Source organism: Peijinzhouia sedimentorum (genome assembly GCF_049340005.1).
Taxonomy (GTDB): domain Bacteria; phylum Bacteroidota; class Bacteroidia; order Cytophagales; family Cyclobacteriaceae; genus CAXBDP01.
In genome coordinates, this window is record NZ_JBMPIY010000004.1 from 46,156 (window position 1) to 69,240 (window position 23,085).

The 23,085-nt window shown below is 39.2% G+C and carries 19 protein-coding genes; 11 read left to right on the forward strand and 8 right to left on the reverse strand.

Features of this window, described 5'->3' with window-relative positions; translation table 11 throughout:
- Window positions 1-101 precede the first annotated feature (101 nt).
- From ACOXY8_RS07525 to ACOXY8_RS07540, 4 genes are all read left to right on the forward strand, one after another.
- Window positions 102-794 carry an ABC transporter ATP-binding protein gene (locus ACOXY8_RS07525; RefSeq protein WP_458330951.1) on the forward strand — a complete coding sequence of 231 codons (693 nt, stop codon included), beginning with the start codon at window positions 102-104 and terminating at the stop codon, window positions 792-794.
- 4 nt (window positions 795-798) lie between these two features.
- Window positions 799-1,533, forward strand: coding sequence for a hypothetical protein (locus tag ACOXY8_RS07530; RefSeq protein ID WP_458330952.1), 735 nt, complete (start codon window positions 799-801; stop codon window positions 1,531-1,533).
- Window positions 1,534-1,557: 24 nt separating this feature from the next.
- On the forward strand, window positions 1,558-2,133 hold the full coding sequence (locus ACOXY8_RS07535) for a redoxin domain-containing protein (RefSeq protein ID WP_458330953.1): 576 nt from the start codon (window positions 1,558-1,560) through the stop codon (window positions 2,131-2,133).
- Between the two features lie 150 nt (window positions 2,134-2,283).
- Entirely contained in the window at window positions 2,284-4,179 is a 1,896-nt protein-coding gene (locus tag ACOXY8_RS07540) for an outer membrane protein assembly factor BamB family protein (RefSeq protein ID WP_458330954.1), read from the forward strand.
- 471 nt (window positions 4,180-4,650) lie between these two features.
- Here ACOXY8_RS07540 and ACOXY8_RS07545 read toward each other — a convergent pair whose 3' ends face one another.
- Window positions 4,651-5,841, reverse strand: a complete 1,191-nt coding sequence (locus tag ACOXY8_RS07545) for an ATP-binding protein (RefSeq protein ID WP_458330955.1) — start codon at window positions 5,839-5,841, stop codon at window positions 4,651-4,653.
- Window positions 5,842-7,558: 1,717 nt separating this feature from the next.
- Entirely contained in the window at window positions 7,559-8,242 is a 684-nt protein-coding gene (locus ACOXY8_RS07550) for a hypothetical protein (RefSeq protein ID WP_458330956.1), read from the reverse strand.
- Window positions 8,243-9,682: 1,440 nt separating this feature from the next.
- Between ACOXY8_RS07550 and ACOXY8_RS07555 the strand changes: the two genes are divergently transcribed.
- The 5 genes from ACOXY8_RS07555 (at window position 9,683) to ACOXY8_RS07575 (ending at window position 12,585) form a co-directional block, all read left to right on the forward strand.
- The gene (locus ACOXY8_RS07555) at window positions 9,683-9,877 is read left to right on the forward strand and encodes a hypothetical protein (RefSeq protein WP_458330957.1); all 195 of its coding nucleotides are present in this window, start codon (window positions 9,683-9,685) and stop codon (window positions 9,875-9,877) included.
- 937 nt (window positions 9,878-10,814) lie between these two features.
- Window positions 10,815-11,573 (forward strand): hypothetical protein, encoded by a 759-nt coding sequence (locus ACOXY8_RS07560; protein ID WP_458330958.1) that lies wholly within the window; start codon window positions 10,815-10,817, stop codon window positions 11,571-11,573.
- Window positions 11,563-12,012 carry a DUF5675 family protein gene (locus ACOXY8_RS07565; RefSeq protein WP_458330959.1) on the forward strand — a complete coding sequence of 150 codons (450 nt, stop codon included), beginning with the start codon at window positions 11,563-11,565 and terminating at the stop codon, window positions 12,010-12,012. Before ACOXY8_RS07560 ends, ACOXY8_RS07565 begins: the two co-directional genes overlap by 11 nt.
- Window positions 12,000-12,260, forward strand: a complete 261-nt coding sequence (locus tag ACOXY8_RS07570; protein WP_458330960.1) for a hypothetical protein — start codon at window positions 12,000-12,002, stop codon at window positions 12,258-12,260. Before ACOXY8_RS07565 ends, ACOXY8_RS07570 begins: the two co-directional genes overlap by 13 nt.
- Window positions 12,241-12,585: a hypothetical protein gene (locus ACOXY8_RS07575; RefSeq protein WP_458330961.1), complete on the forward strand. Its 345-nt coding sequence runs from the start codon at window positions 12,241-12,243 to the stop codon at window positions 12,583-12,585. The genes ACOXY8_RS07570 and ACOXY8_RS07575 overlap by 20 nt, the downstream gene beginning before the upstream one ends.
- 1,145 nt (window positions 12,586-13,730) lie before the next feature.
- Here the strand turns inward: ACOXY8_RS07575 and ACOXY8_RS07580 are convergent.
- A complete protein-coding gene (locus ACOXY8_RS07580) occupies window positions 13,731-14,744 on the reverse strand; it encodes a glycosyltransferase (RefSeq protein ID WP_458330962.1) in 1,014 nt (337 codons plus the stop codon).
- Window positions 14,745-14,815: 71 nt separating this feature from the next.
- On the opposite strand from ACOXY8_RS07580, the gene ACOXY8_RS07585 reads away from it, so the two are divergent.
- Both ACOXY8_RS07585 and ACOXY8_RS07590 read left to right on the forward strand, forming a co-directional pair.
- Window positions 14,816-15,481, forward strand: coding sequence for an FkbM family methyltransferase (locus tag ACOXY8_RS07585; protein WP_458330963.1), 666 nt, complete (start codon window positions 14,816-14,818; stop codon window positions 15,479-15,481).
- Window positions 15,478-16,476: a glycosyltransferase family 61 protein gene (locus ACOXY8_RS07590; RefSeq protein WP_458330964.1), complete on the forward strand. Its 999-nt coding sequence runs from the start codon at window positions 15,478-15,480 to the stop codon at window positions 16,474-16,476. The genes ACOXY8_RS07585 and ACOXY8_RS07590 overlap by 4 nt, the downstream gene beginning before the upstream one ends.
- Here the strand turns inward: ACOXY8_RS07590 and ACOXY8_RS07595 are convergent.
- The 5 genes from ACOXY8_RS07595 to asnB are packed head-to-tail and all read right to left on the reverse strand — an operon-like array spanning window position 16,462 to window position 23,079.
- Entirely contained in the window at window positions 16,462-17,574 is a 1,113-nt protein-coding gene (locus ACOXY8_RS07595) for a glycosyltransferase family 2 protein (protein WP_458330965.1), read from the reverse strand. The two genes, ACOXY8_RS07590 and ACOXY8_RS07595, sit on opposite strands and share 15 nt — an antisense overlap.
- The gene (locus ACOXY8_RS07600) at window positions 17,567-18,679 is read right to left on the reverse strand and encodes a glycosyltransferase (RefSeq protein WP_458330966.1); all 1,113 of its coding nucleotides are present in this window, start codon (window positions 18,677-18,679) and stop codon (window positions 17,567-17,569) included. Before ACOXY8_RS07600 ends, ACOXY8_RS07595 begins: the two co-directional genes overlap by 8 nt.
- Window positions 18,680-18,715: 36 nt before the next feature.
- Complete coding sequence (locus tag ACOXY8_RS07605; protein WP_458330967.1) at window positions 18,716-19,795, reverse strand: hypothetical protein; 1,080 nt, start codon at window positions 19,793-19,795, stop codon at window positions 18,716-18,718.
- A gap of 3 nt (window positions 19,796-19,798) precedes the next feature.
- Window positions 19,799-21,232 carry an MBOAT family O-acyltransferase gene (locus ACOXY8_RS07610; RefSeq protein WP_458330968.1) on the reverse strand — a complete coding sequence of 478 codons (1,434 nt, stop codon included), beginning with the start codon at window positions 21,230-21,232 and terminating at the stop codon, window positions 19,799-19,801.
- Between the two features lie 5 nt (window positions 21,233-21,237).
- A complete protein-coding gene (gene asnB, locus ACOXY8_RS07615) occupies window positions 21,238-23,079 on the reverse strand; it encodes an asparagine synthase (glutamine-hydrolyzing) (protein WP_458330969.1) in 1,842 nt (613 codons plus the stop codon).
- Between the last annotated feature and the right edge of the window lie 6 nt (window positions 23,080-23,085).

Genomic DNA, 23,085 nt, shown 5'->3' on the forward strand with positions numbered 1-23,085 from the left:
GCTAGTCCGTGATATTATCCATAAACTCATTCAATTGATAGAGTGAATGAAATTTTCCTTAAATTCCTTCACAATTAACGTCCTGTTAAAAATATAAGCGAATGCATACATTATCAGTTGAAAATATTTCGAAGCGATATGGTAGGGAATTGGTGCTGGATTCCATCAGCTTTGCAGTAGAGCCGGGAACCGTACTCGGCGTGGTTGGCCCAAATGGAAGCGGAAAATCAACCCTATTCGGAATAATCCTAGGTTTACGAGAATCTGATAGCGGCAATGTTCAGTTATTCGGTGATAGCAATATTCAAAATAACAAACATCGGATTGGTGTGGCAATGGATCAGGGTTCATTTTATACTGGTTTTTCGGCTAAAAAGAATCTGCAACTTTCAGCAATAGTAAAAGGACTTCCCGATGTAGATATTGATGCTGCATTACAGCAAGTCGAACTTGGCCATACAGGCAGCAAAAGCTACAAAAAATTCTCCTACGGCATGAAGAAACGACTTGAAATCGCTGATGCAATGCTTTCCAATCCGGATTTGTACATCCTCGACGAACCTACCAATGGGCTTGATCCGGAAGGAATCGTATTTGTACGCGAATTGGTAAAGCGTTTACAAGCTGCAGGCAAAACGGTAATCATCTCGAGCCATTACCTCCAGGAAATTGAAAAGATTTGCACCGATATTTTGATGCTTCGCAAAGGCAAAATGCTCTTCTACGGCAAAGCAACTGAGCTAAGAGAGAAGCATGGCGATTTAGAAGAATTTTTCCTCACCAATAAGAACTAATGTAATGCAGCAAGGTATATATTCAGATTTTCCGCTTAAGCGTATTTTTCACTATGAGTGGGCTCGCTTATGGCGAACAGATTCCATTATTCTATCTGCCATATTCTTTATCATCGTAATTGCCATAGGCTATGGCTCTTCATTCGCCGGCAACGATGCCGCAGGTGTTGCAATCGTAACTAATGGAATGCCATCTGTGGGCAGATTGTTCACTGTATTTTTCGTTATTCTGAGTCTGGGAGGCGATTACTCCCAAGGCACTTTTCGCAAAAGATTAATCAGCGGATACGGGCGGGTGGATATTCTATTCAGCACATTTTGGATGCTCATCCAAGGCGTAATTCTATTTGTGCTTTTAGCATTTGTGGCTTTGCTTATTGCTCAATTTGCAACAGGGAATAACTTGTTGAGCTATTTTACTGGCCCTAAGCTGATGAACTTAATGCTTATTCAATTAGTGCATGGTTCACTTGCTGTGCTGCTTATTTCGGTGATTCAAAGAACGGGTGTAGCGATTTTGATCTATTTTGTTGTTGGCTTGGTTGAAGGCGGTATTGCTGTTTACTTTATCATAAAACTCCAAGACCCTGGTTTGAATATTCTCCTCCCGCTTTCTGGAGGAGAAATGCTCGCTTCACTTCCTGATGACTCTCCAAGCTGGAAATATTTACCAACACCACTGTATGTATTGGCCTTCTTTCTAATCTCTTGGTTCAAAATCAAGAAAGCTGAATTTTAATGATATTTTAAAAAATTAAAACCCATGTATAAACTCATTATTTCCATAGCAGTACCAGTCTTGTTGGTTATTTTATTTGGCCAATTTGGCGAAGGGCTGGGCTTAAATATCATGCAAGGAGCTCCCAAACCTCAGCAAGCCGATGAAGCAACACTGGAAAAAGGCTTGCAAAACATATTACCACCTATTGATACCGCCAAGAATCAAGCAATTGTGATCAACCGCTGGGCAACTTGGTGTGGGCCTTGTTTGGAAGAAATTCCAGACTTGAACAGATTAGTTGAAACTTATGGAGACAGAGCCACATTCATCGCTGTGTCTGACGAAAGTAGGGAGCATGTAGCCAATTGGATAAGCGGGAGGGAAAATTTTGAATTCAAGTATAAACTTATTAGTGGTGATTCGCAGTTGGTTTCACTCTTGAACACCCTCGACACCGAAACCCAAGGTTCAGCTATTCCAGTTCATTATCTAGTCAATAGCGATTTCGAAGTTGAAAAAGTATTGCTCGGTGCAATGGAATCCAATATCGACGAAATTGAAACTTTCCTCAAAAAGAAATTGGACAATGTAGACAGAGTGAAAATTGATTTGATGTAAAAAATTTATTTCACTGATAATCAGTAATTAACACACACACTTACCTTTCCTTCCATTTATTATCCGTGCTAGTGGGTATGTCAATTTACACACTATGAGGGATTACTCTGAGTAAGTTTTAGAATGACCTTTACCATAAATTCTAAAATTATGGAAAGGAAAAATATTATCTCAAGTCTTATCCTAATCCTAGCGCTAAGCATAGGGATTCAGGCGCAAGCAAATGACCCAATCTGGAAGCAAAACTTCGACAAAGAAGTAGAATGGACACGATTGGCTCCAAATGGGATTCTGCTAGTTGGCACAAGCGATTGGGGCTTACATGGCGTTGATGCCTCCACCGGCAAACTCCTTTGGTCGAATGAAAAGTATTACAATTCTGCCAAAAAACTCAAAGGAGCAGACGGAAAGAAAATCGATTATAGCGAAAATCTGATCCAAATTCTAGAGCATGAAAGCGATCCAAATGTATCAAACTACGCATTGGTGCGCTATTCAGACTACATGATGGTTCAGAACATGGTGTTGATCGATCTGAAAAACGGCGAGATGATTATCGATCCGGAAACAGCCGGCATGCCTGTAATGCGTATGTTAGGTCAAGAAACCACCTATTTCAATTACAATGGATCCGGTTATGTTCCATCGCTCAAGGGCGTAATGATTAGCGGCGATGGGCAAGACCCAAAAACCGGTAAGGACTTTACAATCACCAAATTTATTGATCTCAACTCTGGAAAAGTAGCTTGGGAAAACAATGAAATAGCAGCTAACATGCTACCCGTGATGACTGAAGATGGCTCCATGCTCGTGGTTGGCAATAAACAAGTAGCCAAACTCAACCCGACAAATGGATCAGTGCTTTGGAGAATGGATGTTGAAGATAAGAAATTGACATTCGAAGCTTTCGACGTGAATTTGAAGCTAACAGATGGCTACTTCTACCAAAAAAGAGGTAATAATGGAATATTAACTGCCGTGGATTTAGCCTCCGGTAATAAGCTTTGGGAGAAAGAACTTTCCACTAAAAAGGCACCTCAATTGACAGCTACTTCATTCGGAGTAATTGTCGCAGACGAGAAAAACTTCAATCTTTTCGATGGTGAAACAGGCGACACAAAATGGACTGCCAAGAAACTCGACGGAATGGTCGTAGATCTCGGGGGTGATAGAGGAATTGTAGTAGCTGAAAAAGAAAAATATCTAACTGTACTAGACAAAGATACTGGCGAAGAAAGATGGTCTCAGAAAGTGAAAGGAATTGCTATTGATCAAATCACTGGAGTAGGTATTATGTACAGAAATGAAGACGGTGATTTAGGCATATTCAGCTTCGATGGAAAAGACCTATGGACAGGAAAAGATAAGCTGAAAGGAGAAGGCTTACTGCGTGCAAAGTCTAGCATCGACAAAGAGGTCTTCTTCAGCGATGGAAGTGTGTTTATGGTTGACTTAGTGAGTGGCAAAAAAGAAAAAATCATAGATGAAGTGAAATTTGAAGAAAGAGAAACTCCTGATAATTTGGAATATACTGGTTCAAATTACCTATTAAGCTCCAGCCAGAATATGATGGGTTTTGATGAGAATGGAAAGGTTATGTACCAAAACCATTGGGCATCTCCGAAAATCAGTTTGGCAGGTAGAATTGCTCTTCGCACACTCTCAGTTGCTACTACTGCTATGGCAGTGGCAGCCGCTGCAAAATCAGGAGATGCCTATGGAGCGGGAGGTTTCGGAAGCATGGCCGGCACAACTGTAGAGCAACGTACATTAGCAGCTCAATCCGAATCGCTATCTGATATGTCAAGTGCATTTTCTCAAGTTGCCAACCAACGATTCAAAGCTTCTAAATCAAAAGGAAATTACAATCTGATATTGACAGATGTAGATGGTAATGTAGGCCTTCGCCAAATCGATAAAGCTACAGGCAAAGAAATGAGCAATATTGTTCTAAATGACAAAAACCCGGTTTATGAGTTTGATCCGGTACAAGGCACCATTTTTTATAAGCCTTCTAAAAAAGAAGTGCACTGCTTTGTAATGTAAAGAATAGACCAATCCATCACAGGGAGAAAGGCCGCCTTCAAAAGAGGTGGCTTTTTTATTCTATCAATCCAAACAATTTACTTCTAGACATTATTACCTCACAACTGTTCGACATTTGCAATGTCGTAAACAGATAAAGAGGATATGTAATCCAACATTGTTTTCATAGTGAATTAACCACCATATAGTATTTGTCTGAACTTTCTTGCCTGTCGTTGGTAGGGATTAAAAATGATTTTTTGATAGACTATGATTTCCAGCTCCAGCGGAGCGAAATATCATTAACCCACGGTGCAGCCGTGGGATATTGTCGAAGCACAAAGCATTTTACCGACCGAAGGTTTACCGGCCGTAGGTGGGTGGGCCTTCCGCCTCAACCATCCAAAAATAGAATTAGACAACCATCAACTGCCATCAAGCTTCTTCTAACCCAATTTATTATTGAGTCAAAATCTATTTTTATACAAAACCCTAATACATAAAGCCAAATAGCCAAACAGGGATAATTGTACCAAAACCAATTTCAATTTCGTCCTTGGCAACATAAGCGTTTTCTAAACGAGCTATTTGCTTTTTGCTTTTGCTTTTCCCACCAATTTCAAACGTATAGGTGTAGTCTATTACAAAATCGGAAATTTCGGAGCGGTTTATTTCGTGTAAACCCTTGAACTGATTCAGAAAAAATGTTTCCCGTACATTGCCTATGTTGGTGTTTTCCTTTGCCAAGGCATACATCAAATTGCTATTGTTCAAGTACAGCTTTTCAGGTTTTGTGAGCAAACCAATACCCGAACCGTCTTTGTATAATTCGTTTACCAAACCAGCACGTTCTAGAATCTTTATACTTTGCACTAACAAATTACGTGATACACCTACTCTTTCGCTCAATTTTGTGATGTTGGGCGTAAATGGTGCACTAGAGGCTATGCTTATGAGCAATTTTTTGAGTTTGACCAAAGTGTCATATTGCAAATCTTCCACTGCATTTATATCTACCTCTATTATCAGGTTGATGGTGTTTTGCAGTTTTTGGATATAAAGACTCTCACTTTCTTTGTAATAGGGATACACACCAATTTTCAAATATTTATCAAACAATGGTATTGGCTTGATTTTACCTAATATCTCAGTGGCAATCTGATTATGATCCTTTATAATTTCTAGAAACGAATATCTTGGAAGGGTCTTTTTTGTTTCAAAAGCAATAAATTCTCTAAAAGACAATTCTTTCAAATGATAACCTACGGCTCGACGGCTCAAATCAGATTCTGATTTATAGATTTCAAGCAATGATGAAGAAGTGAAAATAATATTGAGTTCGGGGATATTGTCGTAAATCAGCTTTATTTCTCTTGACCAATCTGGGTACTTGTGGACTTCATCGAGCAATAAATGTGTCCCACCATATTGAGCAAATTGCTTGGCCAAATGATACAACTTACTTTCATAAAAATAAATATGATCCAAGCTCACATAAAGCGTTGATTGCAGTGGCAATTTTACTTTTGCGAGTTGTAATATTAATGTAGTTTTACCAGCACCTCGGGCTCCCTTTACTGCAATCAATCGGTTATTCAAATCAATTTCACGAAAAAGATAGCGCTGAAAATCTAAAGGTGTCAGTGCGATTTTTGCCTGAAATTCTAATAGTAACTCTTCCATTTTGCTTTACTTAAAAAGCAAAAATGATATTTTTTGTTAAATATAAAAAGCAATATATCTCATTATTGCTATTTGCAAAAAGCACTTATCGGAATAAACCCACTCAATCTGTTTGACATTTGTAATGTTAAAAACTGATAAAAAGGATTCTTAGTCCGATTTCACTAGCGCCCAGTAGAGACAGGGCATGCTCTGTCTCTACAATGGGATGGATTACAAATCCTACAACACCTCTTCAACATTCGCTGCTTTTTGAATCATCTAGCTTCACCGCATTTGTCTGAACTATGATTAAAAATGATTTTTTGATAGACTATGATTTCCAGCTCCAGCGGAGCGAAATATCATTAACCCACGGTGCAGCCGTAGGATATTGTCGAAGTACAAAGCATTTTACCGACCGAAGGTTTACCGGCCGTAGGTGGGTGGGCCTCCCGCCTCAACCATCCAAAAATAGAATTAGACCTCCATCAACTGCTCTCCAAACCCAACAACAACTCTTAAACATTCTCTGCTTTTTTGAATCATCTACCTTCACCGCAATTGTCTGAACCATGATTGAACTGATTTTTTGATAGACTATGATTTCCAGCTCCAACGGAGCACAATCATTAACCCTCGGTGCAGCCCTGGGATATTGTCGAAGCACAAAGCATCCTCCCGCCTCAACCATCCAAAAATAGAATTAGACCTCCATCAACTGCTCTCCAAACCCAACAACAACTCTTCAATATTCTCTGCTTTTTGGAGCATCTACCTTCACTGCATTTGTCTGAACTATAATTAAAAATGATTTTTTGATAGACTATGATTTCCAGCTCCAGCGGAGCGAAATATCATTAACCCACGGTGCAGCCGTGGGATATTGTCGAAGTACAAAGCATCCTCCCGCCTCAACCATCCAAAAATAGAATTAGACCTCCATCAACTGCTCTCCAAACCCAACAACAACTCTTAAACATTCTCTGCTTTTTTGAATCATCTACCTTCACCGCAATTGTCTGAACCATGATTGAACTGATTTTTTGATAGACTATGATTTCCAGCTCCAACGGAGCACAATCATTAACCCTCGGTGCAGCCCTGGGATATTGTCGAAGCACAAAGCATCCTCCCGCCTCAACCATCCAAAAATAGAATTAGACCTCCATCAACTGCTCTCCAAACCCAACAACAACTCTTAAACATTCTCTGCTTTTTTGAATCATCTAGCTTCACCGCATTTGTCTGAATCACAGATTAAACGGATTAATCGATTCCACGGATTTTTTTCAACGGAACGAAATGGATCGAATATATTTGGCATTGTCCAATAACAATCTGAGGAAACAGCCAGCCCTTCAAGGGTTTTGAACCCTTGAAGGGCTTCGTGCGCATCAACATTTATAGATAACATAATTCCCTCCTCTAATTCACCCCCTCAGCCGTAGCGTGCTACGGCTCTACCGACAATCTTGATCCGTCAACTGTAACCCATTTCTTCAACCGTCAACCCATAAATCAACCTTTCCTCCACCCATATCCACAACCTATAACCCATCACCTCTCTCAACCATCCTCTATCCTCCCTCAACTTCTTCTTCAACCGTCCTCCGTCAACCGTCAACAATTCCAACCAATCACCAAAACGGTCAACGTTATTTAGGCATTCACAATTCATAACCCAACACCCATAACTCATAACCCAAAACCTCTCTCAACCATCCTCTATCAACCGTCAACCCTTCTTCCATCCTCCCCTCAAATAAAAATTCCCTCTAAACCCTTCTGTTAGTTTTATAAACTTCCTATAAATAGCCAATGACCCAGGACCAGAACCTCCTGTTTGGCACCCCGCGGATATAGGCTTGCCAGCTCTAGTTAAAAGAGAAGGTCGAGCATAATTACCTTTATGGAAAAATATTTCACTAATAATATGTTCTTCAATGGATTTTAATTGCCCATTTGAGGAGTAATTTTTCTTATTATTCGGATTGCCCTTAGCCGTAGGCAATTCACCACCTCCATTGATTAATAGTGCTCCATCACCTTTGTATTTTGAGTATTCTGCAGAATAAAGCCCTTCGGCAACTGTTCCGTATTTTTCAACATCTGCAGGGATTGTATTTCCCATAATGCTAGCAATTAGACCAGTTTTATGGCTTTCCAGATATAAATCAAATTTCGCCGTATTGATAGGTTCAAAGAGATTTTTATCCCTATTGTGAGTTCCAACTAATACATTTTCTCCTAAGAATTTCATTCTTCCCAATGGCTTTGCTTGAAAATTTCCTACATCATACCAGAAGATATGACCATTGGGAAGTTCAACCCAACCTTTAACTTGAAAATCAGCACCATGATCTCCTAAAAGGAAGTTTAGTTCAAAATTTTTATTTGGATGATTTGACTCTGAGGGCATTTCAAATTCCTTTTAATCTAACCCAAAATAAAAATTAAAGCATTGATTTGCAAATGCTTTAATAATTATGATGTCTCCTCCTCATCTGCCCTCAACCGTCTTCCGTCAACCGTCAACAATTCCAACCAATCACCCAAAACGGTCAACATTATTTAGGCATTCACAATTTACAACCCATCACCTATAACCCATAACCTCTATCAACCATCCTCCATCAACTTCTTTTCAACCGTCAACCCTTCTCCCTACATCAACGTTTGCTATATTCCGTTATCTAAAAATATCCACCAAAAAATCACCAAAATCACCATCCAAAACAGTCCTGAATTTCCTTCAATTTCCTAAGCCTAATCAGCTCATTATCCACGCACATTTTGCCCAATTTCAGACCAAATTATGCCCAAATCAACCCGCCTTTTTGCAGATAGTCATTTTTTCGGAAATATTCAAATATTATTATTTTGAATGCATAAATTTAAAATATGAATTTTTTTTCACTCGATTTTAGCCCATTTTAGTGGGTGTTTACCTTAGGGTTTCCTTGGTGTTTCCTTGCTTTCCCATTGGTGTTTAATTGGTCAATAAGGTTTCAGAAAACGCATAAAGCGAATATTGCGCAAAAAGATATATAAAACGAAGAAAACGAATAAAGCGAAAAATGTGCAATAAACGCATATTGCGAATAAAACGCACATTCATTTTTTTATCCCTAAAGGATTCACCAAATTAGTTCAAAGCCGAAGCAAACCACCCAAAATGGAGGGTGCTGCCAGGCCAAAAAATACGATGATCATTGAGCGAAAAACGACTCAAAATCGCAAAATTTCGCCCAAAGATCAATGCCCAAAATACGTCCAATTTTTTAAAAAGACCCGCAAGGTTTTCGAAAACCTTGCGGGTCTCCCATCGCCACCGCAACTGTTCGACATTTGCAATGTCAAACTCCTAATAATGAGGATTTGCAATCCGATAATCGATCAATAGCAAAATGACCTAATCACAAAATTTCTCCGTTTGCCCTATCAAACCACAAATATGTTTTTTAGACGTGAATTGTAAATCCATTTTATCATTGATTCGGAATTACAAATTCCGAATAGGTGTAAATAGTATATTGGAGCGGGAAAAAATCCTCAGGTTCAAATATCACTCAAGAAAATAAATGGTAAACAGTTAGAAAAAACAGTCAACGTTATTTAGGCATTCACAACCCATAACCCAACACCTATAATTCATAACCCATAACCTCTATACAATCGTCCTCCATCCTCCATCACTTATCGAACTAAACAAAAACTACTAAAGTGCATTGAGTACATTGAGAATTTCAGTAAAGACTAGTCAATTAAATTACACATCTTTCAACTATGAATGTAATATTAGAATTTGAAAGTGATTTGTAATTATCGAAATTCATAAGCTTAACAAATTCTTTAATTCATGAGAACAAAAAGAATATGTATTCACACAAAAGATATCCAAAGACTAACAGGTAGAAGCTTACGGTATTCTCAATTGGCTTTAAAAAAAATGAAAGATTTTTATGGCAAAAAGCAATCACAAGAAATCACCGTTGAGGAATTCGCTCAGTTTTCGGGTATCCCTGAAGGCATTATCAGGCCTTGTTTAGATTGAACAATGGGAAGTCGGTCAAACACCGACTTCCCTTAAACAAATATTCTATCCCTCCTTTTTTCAATTAGTTTTTTCTAATTGAACCTTTTATCCCTCCATTTTATGCCTTTTAGGCAATTGCTTTTTAACACTTAACCCAATTAAAATGGAGAGATCAATAATTATATCAATTTGTAATGACCTAATTTGGTTTGACTTAATCTTCCTATTTGGCTTTATGGCAATCCAACTGTTCGATATTTGTAATGTCGAACTCCAGATAAATCAGATTTGTAATCCGACTTTCACCGCAATTGTCTGAACCATCCCGCCTCCTGGCCGGGCAGGAATTTTTTTGATTAAATGAGAGACTATTGATTTTACATTCTCCATCCATCAACCGTCAACCGTCAACAATTCCATCCTCCATCCTCCATCCTCCATCCTCTATCCTCTATCAACTTCTTCCTCAACCGTCCTCCGTCAACTTCCCCCCCAACCAACCCAACTGTTCGATATTTGTAATGTCGAACCCCAGATAAATCGGATTTGTAATCCGACTTTCACCGCAATTGTCTGAACCATCCCGCCTCCTGGACGGGCAGGGATTTTTTTGATTAAATAAGAGACTATTGATTTTGCATTCTCCATCCATCAACCGTCAACCGTCGACAATTCTATCCTCCATCCTCCATCCTCTATCAACTTCTTCCTCAACCGTCAACAATTCCAACCAATCACCCAAAACGGTCAACGTTATTTAGGCATTCACAACCCATCACCTATAACCCATAACCTCTCTCCTCCATCAACTTCTTCCTCAACCGTCAACTTCCCCCCAATCAACATTCATAGCGAAAAAAACACATATAAACGCAAAATGCGCATAAAACGAACATTCATTTCATATCAAAATCCCAATGATTCATATTAGCAGCTCACCAAATTATTTTTAATCATGGCAAAACAATCAGGTCTTATTAAAATTAAAGGAACGCTAGATGATGTGACCTTTTACAAAAGGCAAAATAGTTTTCTAGCAAGAATGAAAGGTGGAATCGATGGCAAAAGGATTAAGTCCGACCCTCGCTTCCAAAGAACAAGGGAAAATATGGCTGAATTTCAAGAGGCATCTGCCATGGCGAAGTTATTCCGTCAAGCTTTCCAAATCTCCTCTAAAAACATTAAGGATGTTCGCACGCATAATCGATTGTTCGCTTATATGAGTGGGATACTTAAAACAGATCCCGTTAGCAATAGAGGACAACGAAAGGTAGCTTTAGGGGAGATCGATTTATTAAAAGGTTTTGAATTCAATAGCCAAGCAAAACTTGAAGCAACTCTTCAAGCCCCCCAACCAGAAATCACTTTAGATGGTGCTGAATTGGTTCTAAGCTACTTGAATCTTAATCCATCCGCGCAAATTTCTTCTCCGCCTAATACAACTCATTTCAGATTATTAGCAGCGGTAGGAGCAGTTGATTTCGAAAATAAAGACTCAAAAGAAATCTTGAGTTCTACGGAGAATCTTTTGCTTGAAGAAATTCAAGAGAACCTAAACTTAACCTTAAACATTGAAGGCCTAGAATCTTACCACAAATACTTGGCGGTAGGCATAGAATTCCTTGATGAAATTAATGGTAAGTTTTATGCCCTTCAAAATAGAACGCATAATGGGCTTTCCATTATCCATTACATACCTAAAGATGAGGGTTAAACTGCTACGTAGTTACTTTCCACTAGGTGTAAATGGTCAGATATTTATCAATGGGCAATTTATCTGCCATACCATTGAACTGCCTTGGAAGAATAATAAAAGGAATATCTCTTGTATTCCCGAAGGAGTTTATTCTTTGAGAAAGAACTACAATGAAAATTTGGGTTGCTTTGTGGAAGTCTGTAATGTTCCAAACAGATCTAATATCAAAATTGTAGCAGCAAAGAATGCGCTTAAGGAATTAGATGGAAGCATAGCTCCAGTCTCTAAGATAATTGGAGAAGGAATTGGGCTATACTCCAAAAGATGTCTATATAAACTGAGCGACATACTTTTCGCATCAATAAAGGCTGGTAAAAAGACAGAAATACAGATTGCTAACTCAGGGAGTGCCATTTTAAGTACTCCTCAATTCCTCAATCAACCATGGAATGGTTAAACCCAGAAATAGTAGTAGCAGGGTTGTTTACCCTGTTACTCACTATTCTTGCTTATGGTGTTCGCTTGATGGTAGTAGATATCAGAAAAGCCCATAATGAAATTTCTATTCTACGACATCAATTAGAAAAGCAACAAGTTGAGCTTACAGGTGCTATTCGACTCCTTACTGAACGAATAGAGTTTTTAAGATCCCAGACGATGAAATCAAACACAAACAATTATTATCATGAAAACTATCGAAAATGAATTAGTCAGGCGTGTTAAATCGCCTACTCCAAAATTCTTCAAAAGAATAAGAAGAATTGGCTTGATAATCGGAGCAGTGGGAGCAACTATTTTGGCCTCTCCAATTGCCCTTCCCGCTGCGATTACCACAATTGGAGGATACGCTTTGGTCGCAGGAGGTGTATTAACTTCAATATCCTCAGTCACAGTTGAAGATATACCTCCAATCCCAGATGAAAAATTTCCTCCCATAATTCCACCAAATGAATCACCCCCACTAAATGCTCCTGAGAAGGAGAAAGAAGTGGAAGAGGAAAAGAAAGAGGAAATAACAAACACCCACTAACCCAGTAAAAGGTGCCCAATCCGGCACCTTTTCTTCATCCCCAAACTCCAACGCAACAATCCATTTTTCTCTCAACACTCCTTCAACAGTCAACAACCTGTTCGATATTTATAATGTCGCACTCCAGATAAATCGGATTTGTAATCCGACTTTCACCGCAATTGTCTGAACCATGGTTGAATTGATTTTTTGATAGACTATGATTTCCAGCTCCAGCGGAGCGAAATATCATTAACCCACGGTGCAGCCGTGGGATATTGTCGAAGCACAAAGCATTTTACTGACCGAAGGTTTACCGGCCATAGGTGGGTGGGCCTCCCGCCTCAACCATCCAAAAATAGAATTAGACCTCCATCAACTGTTCTCCAAACCCAACAATACCTCTTCAACATTCTCTGCTTTTTGGAGCATCTTGCTTCACCGCATTTGTCTGAACCATGATTGAACTGATTTTTTGATAGACTATGATTTCCAGCTCCAGCGGAGCGAAATATCATTAACCCACGGTGCAGCCGTGGGATAAAGGAATAGCACAAAGCATATTTACCGACCGAAGGTTTACCGGCCGTAGGTGGTGGGTGGGCCTCCCGCCTCAACCATCCAAAAATAGAATTAGACCTCCATCAACTGCTCTCCAAACCCAACAACAACTCTTCAATATTCTCTGCTTTTTGGAGCATCTTGCTTCACCGCATTTGTCTGAATCACAGATTAAACGGATTAATCGATTCCACGGATTTTTTTCAACGGAACGAAATGGATCGAATATATTTGGCATTGTCCAATAACAATCTGAGGAAACAGCCAGACCTTCAAGGTTTTAAAAACCTTGAAGGTCCTCGCGATAAACATCATTTATTTCTAACAAAAATTCACCTCCTCAGCCATAGCGTGCTACGGCTCTACCGACAACCTTGATCCGTCAACTGTCACCCATTTCTTCAACCGTCAACCCATAAATCAACCTTTCCTCCACCCTTATCCACAACCTATAACCCATCACCCATAACCTCTCTCAACCATCCTCTATCCTCCCTCAACTTCTTCTTCAACCGTCCTCCGTCAACCGTCAACAATTCCAACCAATCACCCAAAACGGTCAACGTTATTTAGGCATTCACAATTCATAGCCCAACACCCATAACTCATAACCCAAAACCTCTTTCCATCTTCACCAAATCCCTAAACAATCTCCCCGCACTCCTATAATGCACAAAAAAGGAATAAAACTTCTGTGGCAGAACGATGGCACCCACCTCCCGCTCTTTTTGGCTGCTTTTACTTAGGCCGAGGAGCTTTTTTAGTAAGTAGCCCAAATAGTTAAGTTTGGCTTTATACCACATTCGGAAATAATAAAGCCTAAACTGAAAGGCAGATCGAGATTTGTTTTCTAGCATAAATCTATAGGCTAGCATCAAGGCATGTTGGGCAGGAATAGCCTTTTTCAATTTAAGATAATATGCCCAGTTCATGCGGTTGGCGGGCATAAAGTGGTAGAAGGTGAGTTTGGCCTCATACCAAATTTCATAACCCGCAATTTGTAAGGCATAGCAAAGTTCCACATCGCCACCTGAACTTAAACTTGCACCCTTCCTATCGCTGAGAGCTGAGTTAAAACCTGCGTCATACACCGCCTCCAAAGCAGACTTGCGGAAGAAACAGCCTGCACCATAGACATCGGCAACTGGGCGGTTGATCTTGCCGGAGTGGCTATTCTGTGGGCCGACTGCAAAACTATAATGAAAGCGCTCGAACCAATCGGGCTCCTCTTCTTCGAATAATGGCTTGCCAAAACCGCCCAAAGCACCAATTTGTGGATGTGCTTCCAATAGCTCAAAACCAATTTGCAGATAATCCTCCGCTAAGTGATTGTCATCATCGCAGAAGAGGATGTAGGAATATTGGGCAGCTTGAAAACCACATTGTCTAGCATGACTTAAGCCCGGCTTAGGCTCATGCAATACCCGCAAATGTTCAAACTGATTAGTTTTTGCCCACTCTCGGCAATATTCTGTGGTACCATCTGTGGAGGCATTATCTACCAGCAATAGCTCCAATCCTGCGCCCGCAAGCACACGCAATGCAGCCACGCTCGCAAGTGTAGCCTCCAAACGGGTACGACCATTATAGGTGCAAATGATGATGGAGATGCCTTTCAATTTGAAATTTTATAGATTGGCTTAAAATTAAAGATATTAGCTTTAGGAATTCAATTGATCCGCTTTACAATATGCAATGGCTTAAGAAATTTTTTTATCTGCGTTTTCGTACCTCCTTTGCCAAAGCTGGTGAGGATTTACAAGTTTTTCAACTTTTGAAGCAAAAGCAAAATGGCCAATTTGTAGATATTGGTTCTCATCATCCCATCAAAGGCTCCAATTCATTCTTCTTCTACCTGCGCGGATGGTCTGGAATATGCGTGGATCCCAACCCGGATTTCAAACCTCTTTATCAAAAATTAAGACCTAAAGATACTTTCCTGAATATCGGTGTTTCAGATCAGCCGGGTAGCTTGCAATATTATAAACTGAAAGGAAATCTTTCAGTGATGAATTCATTTTCAGAAGATTATATAAGAAAGCATATTAACCCAAAGGATGTCGATGCAATTATTCCAATTGAAATAAAAACACTGAAGGAGGTTTTTGATAAAGAATTAAACGGAAAACATATTGATTTTTTGACGGTAGATGTGGAAGGTCTTGATCTGCAAGTATTGAAAGGGAATGATTGGAGCCGCTACCGTCCGAGTATTATTTGTGTAGAGTCACATGGACAATTGCGGGAGGATATACAGTCCGAAACCACACAATACATGCTAAATCAAAATTATGTACTTTTTGCTAAAGCGATTCAAGGAGATTGGGTTGGGACTTTATTCTTTAAACCTTTATGAGTAGGCAGGTAATTTTTGAAAAGCACAGCCTTGAAAGAGCATTGCCCGAAAATTATCAAGCACAGGATTTTCGGCATTTTGATGGTGATATTCATAATACCATCCGCGAAATGCATGTGGTGGAATTTAACAATGCCAGCATTCTCCAATATTTCCTTTTTCACAAAAGACGGCTTTTGGATCAGTATTGCGCCACAAGACCTATACATTGGAAAAAGCGCCTCAAAGCCTATGTCAAAAGCATTATCTACCCAAGTATTACAATCAATGAAGCAACTTGGCTTATTGACAACTGGAGTGCAGGCTACTTTCATTGGGTTACAGATGTGCTGCCACGCATATTGGTAGCGAAGCAATATTTACCCTTACGTCCAATTCTGCTACCTGAGAGTTTCCAAAAGCTTTCCTTTGTCCAAGAGAGTATTCAGCTTCTTGAAGTAAATGTCATTTACTATCAGCCTTTCAAAAAATATAAGATAAAGCAATTAGGTCTTACCAGCCATTTGAGCACCTGTAATTTCAATATTGAATTGATGCAACAAGTTCGTAGCTTTTTTGCTTCACAGGATAGCGGAAATTTTAGTAAGCCCAGTAAGAGAATCTACATTTCACGATCAAAAGCAAACAGAAGAAGGGTACTAAATGAAGATGCGCTGATACAATTACTTAGCAAATATGATATTAGCTGCTACTATATGGAGGATCTATCTTTTGTACAACAACGAAAACTGATGGTCGAAACGCAATTTCTTATTAGTAATCATGGGGCAGGACTTACCAATATGACTTTTATGCAGGAAGGTGCAACTGTGTTCGAACTCAAATCCGATTCTAGTAATACCAATAATTGCTTTTTCAATCTAGCGAGAGCATTAAATCACCAATACTATTACACCATCAATTCTGGCCAAGGCGATCATATACAATACGCTGATATTGTAGTGGATTTGGAGAAGTTGGAGAAGGAGCTGGGGAGGATATTATCGCAAAAATAGCCTATTTGCCATAACTCCAAATAAGCCAAATCTTATCCTATTTCGTTGCATCAAATGGCGTCTGAATACACTAGTTAGTAATTCCTTTTTGCTCAAGCCATCAATTGGATTTTTATCGAAGAATTGTGAAAATGAAGGATATATTTCATTAAAAACCCTTTTTAGATCTTCTTTGGAATACCAATAGCGAAACGATAAGTAAGAGCACATAATGGCAAAGTCATTAGACTGATATGTTAAGGAATATTCCGTCGTTTCTTTTCTGAACAATTCACTTGATTCCTCAACTTTTCCTTGCATCAGGCTGACGCCCAAACATTGCAGTAGCGAATTTTTAATTACGGATTTGTAATCATAATCATAATCATGATTCAGTTTCGTTTCGATTTGGATTCGAGCATCCCTTTTTATTGCTCTTTGAGATACACTTTTTAATGCCTCATACATTCTAAAGGCATTTCTACTCATGCTGTCCTTTGAATAGCGATATGCCACGAATACATGCTCAATTTGTTTTACTTCTGCCCCAGCTTTGGCAGCTCTAATCCAAAAATCCCAATCTTCTGCACTTTTCAAACTTTCATCAAAGTCACCAATTTTGCCCACCAGCTCGGTACTAATTACCAAGCTATGACAGGGCCCAATATTGCCTTTGAATATCCCTGGAATTAAAGGTTCTTGTGGGGAATTCAAGTTTTTGCTGTAGATAACTTTTTTGCTTTCCTCCTCCACATATTGATACCCGTATTGTATTAAAGTTTCTGCAGAATGGGCTTCAAATTCATTAGAAAGGCATTGGAAATAGGTAGGCAACAAATAATCATCTGCATCTAAAAATAAAAGCCAAGTCCCTTTTGCTTGCTGAATTCCTGCATTTCTAGCGGAGCTCAAACCTCCATTTTCCTTATCAATTACATTAATGCGCTTATCCTTGCTGGCAAAGTCTAAAGCTAGCTTAAGAGTATCGTCAGTAGAGCCATCATTTACGATAAGCATTTCCCAATCATTAAAGTCTTGGCTAAGTACAGATTCAACACATTCAGTCAAAAAATGACCTTGGTTGTAGCAGGGAATGATTATCGATATGGCGCTAGACATTTTCAATTATAGATTGATATTGAGCAATCATTTTGGGAATAGAAAACAATCCTTCAACTCTTGTTCTATTAAGGTTACCAACAGTTTTCCGATTTTCAGCTTGTAGATAAAATTTCAATATTGCTGCACCTAGACTTTCAAAATTTCCACTTTCAACCAAAAACTCACTCTTGCCTAAAGCCTCTCTAGCTCCATGGATATCTGTAGCAACCACAGGCAATCCAGCGGCCATACATTCCAATATGCCGTTGGGAAGGCCTTCTTTATTGGAGCTAAACACAGCCAAATGACATGTAGCTAACAAGGCATACACATCTTCCACCACATCTAGAAACTGCACACTATCGCTCAATTTGTATTCATCTACAAATGCTTGTAGCATAGGGTAAGTATCAGCCTTTTTTCCAGCCAAAAGCAATCTGGCATTTTCAGGCTTGCTTTCTATAAAGAGCTTCCATGCTTTCAGTAACGTCAAATGATCTTTGTAAGTGTGTAAATTGGCCACCATCACAACACGAAATTGATCCTTAACGAGTTCAGGTTTAGCTGTCTCTATAGGTAGTTCAATTCCATTATGGATTATCTGGATTGCTCTCTGAGTGTATTGCTCCAAAAACAGTTTTCCTTCCAAACTATTGGAAATAATACCTGTACAATTCTCCAATGCTTTCAATTCAAATTGACTTCCGTTAAACCAACGGCCTTCATCTCGTTGATTCCAATAGCAAGCTTTGGCTCCCATTTTCTGCCAATATCGGCTATAAATCACATTAGCCGGATACGTAAAGGGGAGAATAATATCCACCCGCAATTTTTGAATTGTCTTAATCAATTGTCGCTGATAGCGCCAAAATAAGAGATTTTCTTTTATGCCTTTTTTCTCCCCCAAAATCAACTTTTCCCGAAAACCTAATGCTATACAATGAATACCTGCAGCTTGAAAACGATCCCATGCCAATCCCTTGCCTTCTCCAAAAGCAATAACCGAAACCGCATATCCATGATCTTGCAAGCCCTTAGCGAGATACAGAGCTTGCCGCTCCGCTCCACCGGCAGTGTAAAGGTGGAGGGCTATTAGGATATGGTTTTTTTTAGTATTCATCATTTCTTTTACTGGAGCACTTTTGCAAAGTGTGCCGATCTATTCTCTTTTCTCTCCATCACCCTCTTTATTAATTTTGAAATTCTCAATTTGCTGATTTAATTGCTCTATTTTCATTCCTATTGAACTTGAATCAACCCTATTCTTATTAGCTACAATATCCTTAAGAATTCTTGAATTTACTTTAGGTGAGTAATGGACTAAATCTTTGTATAGATCCAAATTGGAACTTATGTCCTCCACAGCTTCAAAATCAAAGATTCTTGCATTTGGATATTGACTAACAGATCTAACAAAATACTCTTTTAGCTTTAATTGCAATTCGTAATCTTCAGTTTCAAATCTATTTAGATGAAACAGAATGCTCGGTGGGCTAAAAATAAAAACAAAGAAAATACTTGGCTCTCTTTTAATTACCTCAATTACATTTTCATCAATATTCTCTTTCCCATTTTCGAAGGAGTTGTTTTCATAAATACCTATGAAATCCTCTGCTTGCCGCCGCATTTCAGCATTATTTTGAAATTCCATTACCTTGTCTGTTCCAAAGTGGGTTTCATCTCCACCCCAATACCCAATATCATTAGGATCATCAATTTCACGGTAAATGCTATTGTTGAGAATAGCGATGGATCGCTTAAAAAGAATAGGATTGAATAAATAAAAGAAATCAGTCAATGGATTCTGATCATACATGTAATTTGGGAATTGATAAAAATCATCATTCACCAATTTATCTGCTTCTGCATTCAATGTATAAGATTCAACAGCCCAAAACACATCTTGTACTTTCCCTGTACTTATCGCCAGCTCCAATAACTTATTTTGTTCATGCAAACTAGAACCTGACATTGTAAGCTTCAAAAACTGCTTGGCAAATAGTGAATCCATTTCATCCATTAGATAATTTTCTGCCATTGATGTCCCCAATAAAACGGCATTGTACTCATAGTTCTTGGCTAAACCGGGATTTTGAAATCTCTGATCTTTATAAAATGCAGCCGGATAGTTTGTCGCCTTTCTATAAAATTGAAGAGGGTCAACCCAATAGTTTATGATAATTATAGGCAATGCACCTACAAGCGTAAGGACAATAAGTATGGAGCCAAATCTTTTCATATTCTAAAACTGAAAATAGATAAACTCCTGTTGTGCAGCACCAAAAAAGAAGATTAGCCAAAATACTGCTAAATAAATGGCTCTACGGATGTATGTATTCCTTACCAAGCTCAAGTCTAAACCAAACTCTTTATCTCTGTTGATCCATTCCACTGCTACTAGGATTACAATAAATGTGAATGGCTTTAAGAAATCAATATTGGGCATTTGCCAATGATGGAAACTCAACATATCTAATGTATAATGAAAGGCTTGGAAAATATTATCTGCTCTAAAAACCACCCATGAAACAAGTACTAAACTAAACGTAAACAGGATTTGAAGTACTTCCTTAAACGAAGGGTACAATTTTCCTTTTTTTACAATTTCTATATTCTTCCTGTTGGCTTTTCTTAAAAGCAATGGTAAAAAGAAAAAAGCATGCATTGCTCCCCAAACTATAAACGTCCAATTAGCTCCATGCCAGAAACCACTAACTACAAAAATCAAAAAGGTATTAAATACAGTTTTTCCTAGTGTTCCTCGGCTGCCTCCTAATGGGATATATAGATAATCTCTAAACCACGTGGAAAGGGATATATGCCATCTGCGCCAAAATTCAGCAATGTCTCTGGAGAAATATGGAAAAGCAAAATTCCTCATCAAATCGAAGCCAAAAAGCCGTGCTATACCTATAGCGATATCGGAATAGCCGGAAAAATCTCCATAAATCTGAAAGGCGAATAAAACTGCGCCAATAAACAATACAGAAGGATTATAGCTTTCAGAATTGGTAAAAATGTCATTCACCAAAATGGCGCAGTTATCTGCAACCACAATTTTCTTAAACAAGCCCCAGAGGATTTGGCGCATTCCATCTACGGAGTTTAAATAATTAAACTTCCGAGGTTTTGAGAACTGAGGCAATAGATTGGCTGCTCGCTCAATGGGACCTGCAACCAATTGAGGAAAGAAACTAACAAAAGCGAAAAAGGAAACAACATCCTTACTTGGCGCTAGTTTTCGCCTATAAATATCAATTGTATAGCTAAGCGTTTGAAAGGTGTAAAAGCTTATCCCAACTGGTAGTATTATATTGATGGTCGATCCTTGAAGGTGAATTCCAAAATTGGCAAACAGCTCTATAAAACTCTCAAGGAAAAAATTGTAGTACTTAAATACTCCAAGGAGGCCTAAATTTACAGATAAGCTCAATATCAAAAGAGCTTTCCGCCTAATGGGATTTGTACTTTTATCAATAGCTAGCCCAATCAAATAATCAACACCAGAACTGAAAAATATTAGCCCTAGAAAGCGCCAATCCCACCAGCCATAAAAGATATAACTGATTACCAGTAGATAGAAATTTTGAACTTTAAGGTTTCTTTGAAAGACAAACCAATAAAGTAAAAAGGCAATAGGTGCAAATAAGGCAAATTCGTAGGAGTTAAACAGCATAATATTTAGTTATTCTGCCCCAACCACTCCTCCAAAAACAATAGATTCCACAACTGATGAGCGCTTTTTGAGCCACTAAGTTTTTTGACGGCCGATAAATCCAAATAGGTATCCAAATGATTTCCGCTAGCATATAATCTGTCTGCTACAGCTTTGGAAGGGTGGCCATTCTCTAGTAGCCAATGGCTTACAGGCGAGGCAAATCCCATTTTCTCTCTATAAACAAAGCCTTTGGGATAGTACCTACACATAAGCTTTTTGAGCAATTGTTTGCCTATCCATTGACCATTGACCTTGCTAATATTCAAATGCTCGGGGATGGTTGCTGCAAACTCAATCACTTGCTTGTCGAGTAGTGGAGTACGTGTTTCCAAGCTGTGCATCATACTGGCAATATCTACTTTCGGCAATATGGCATTGGGCATATACACATTAAAATCTACCGATTGCACTTGCTGGAAATGTCCAAAATCTGCTGCTCGCTCAAATTCCAGCTCATGAATTTCCTTTTCCTCCCGCTGAATTTGTTCGGCTATTTCCTTTCGCCACAATGACCTGCGATTAGCATCACCTTTCTTTTGCCCATACTTTTCCCAATCACTAAATTTTGCTGTCCTCAAAGGAAATTTACTCGACAATAGCGCATTAGCTATTGGATAAAGCTGCTTTTTAGGAAATGCCAAATGCTCAGGCACAGGCTGCACATGTCTGCTCCATCGGCTGGTATAGCTTTCGTAGCCGGCAAATATCTCATCACCCGCATCGCCGGTAAGTACCATCGTTACATGTTTTCGCGCCAGCTTGCTTACATAATAGGTAGGTATGGCAGAATTATCACCAAAAGGCTCACCATAATGCCGCACCAAATCGGGCAATATACCTAGCGCATCAGCTTTTACTATTTCTATATGATGCTCCGTATGCCAGCGATTGGCCACCTGCTGGGCAAATGTGGTTTCGTTAAAAGCACTTTCCTCGAAGCCTATGCTAAATGTTTTCACTGGTTGTTTCATCAGCTGCGCCATATAGGCCACTACTGCGCTGGAATCGACTCCACCCGAAAGGAAGGCACCAAAAGGCACATCGGATACTAAATGGGCTTGAACGGAATCTTTGATTACCGCCTCCAACTCTTCCAACCATTGGGATGCAGATTTGGACTCATTGGGTTGGAAACTTAGCTGCCAATAGCGCTTTAGCTCAATAAGCTTTCCCTGCAAATCTACCCGCATAAAATGGGCGGGAGGTAATTTTTTGATTTCGTGATAGATAGAGCGTGGAGCAGGTATATATTGATATTGCAGAAATAAATCGATCGCTGTAATATCCACATTCAAAGCCACATTGGGAATTTGCTTTAATGCCTGAATTTCTGAGGCAAAAGCAAATACCTGCTCAGTTTGTAAATACACTAAAGGCTTGATGCCGAAATGATCACGCGCCAGAAATAATTCCTGCTTCACAAGATCTAATATCGCAAAGGCAAACATTCCCCGAAGATGATGCACACAATCGGCTCCCCATTGTCTGTAGGCATATAGTAGCACTTCCGTATCGGATTGGGTGCGAAACTGATGTCCCTTAGACTGTAAATCACTACGTAAGGCGATATAATTGTAAATCTCCCCATTGAAGCTAATCCACATTTTGCCATCTTCCGTAGCAAAGGGTTGTTTACCGCCTTCCAAATCTATAATGGATAATCGGCGATGCGCCAAACCTACCTGCTGATGGACAAAATAGCCCTCACCATCCGGCCCACGATGTTGCAGTGAATTGGCCATTAGCTTTAGCTCCTGCTCGGTAACTAATGAATCTTTTTTAATAAGGCCAGCTATTCCGCACATAAAAAG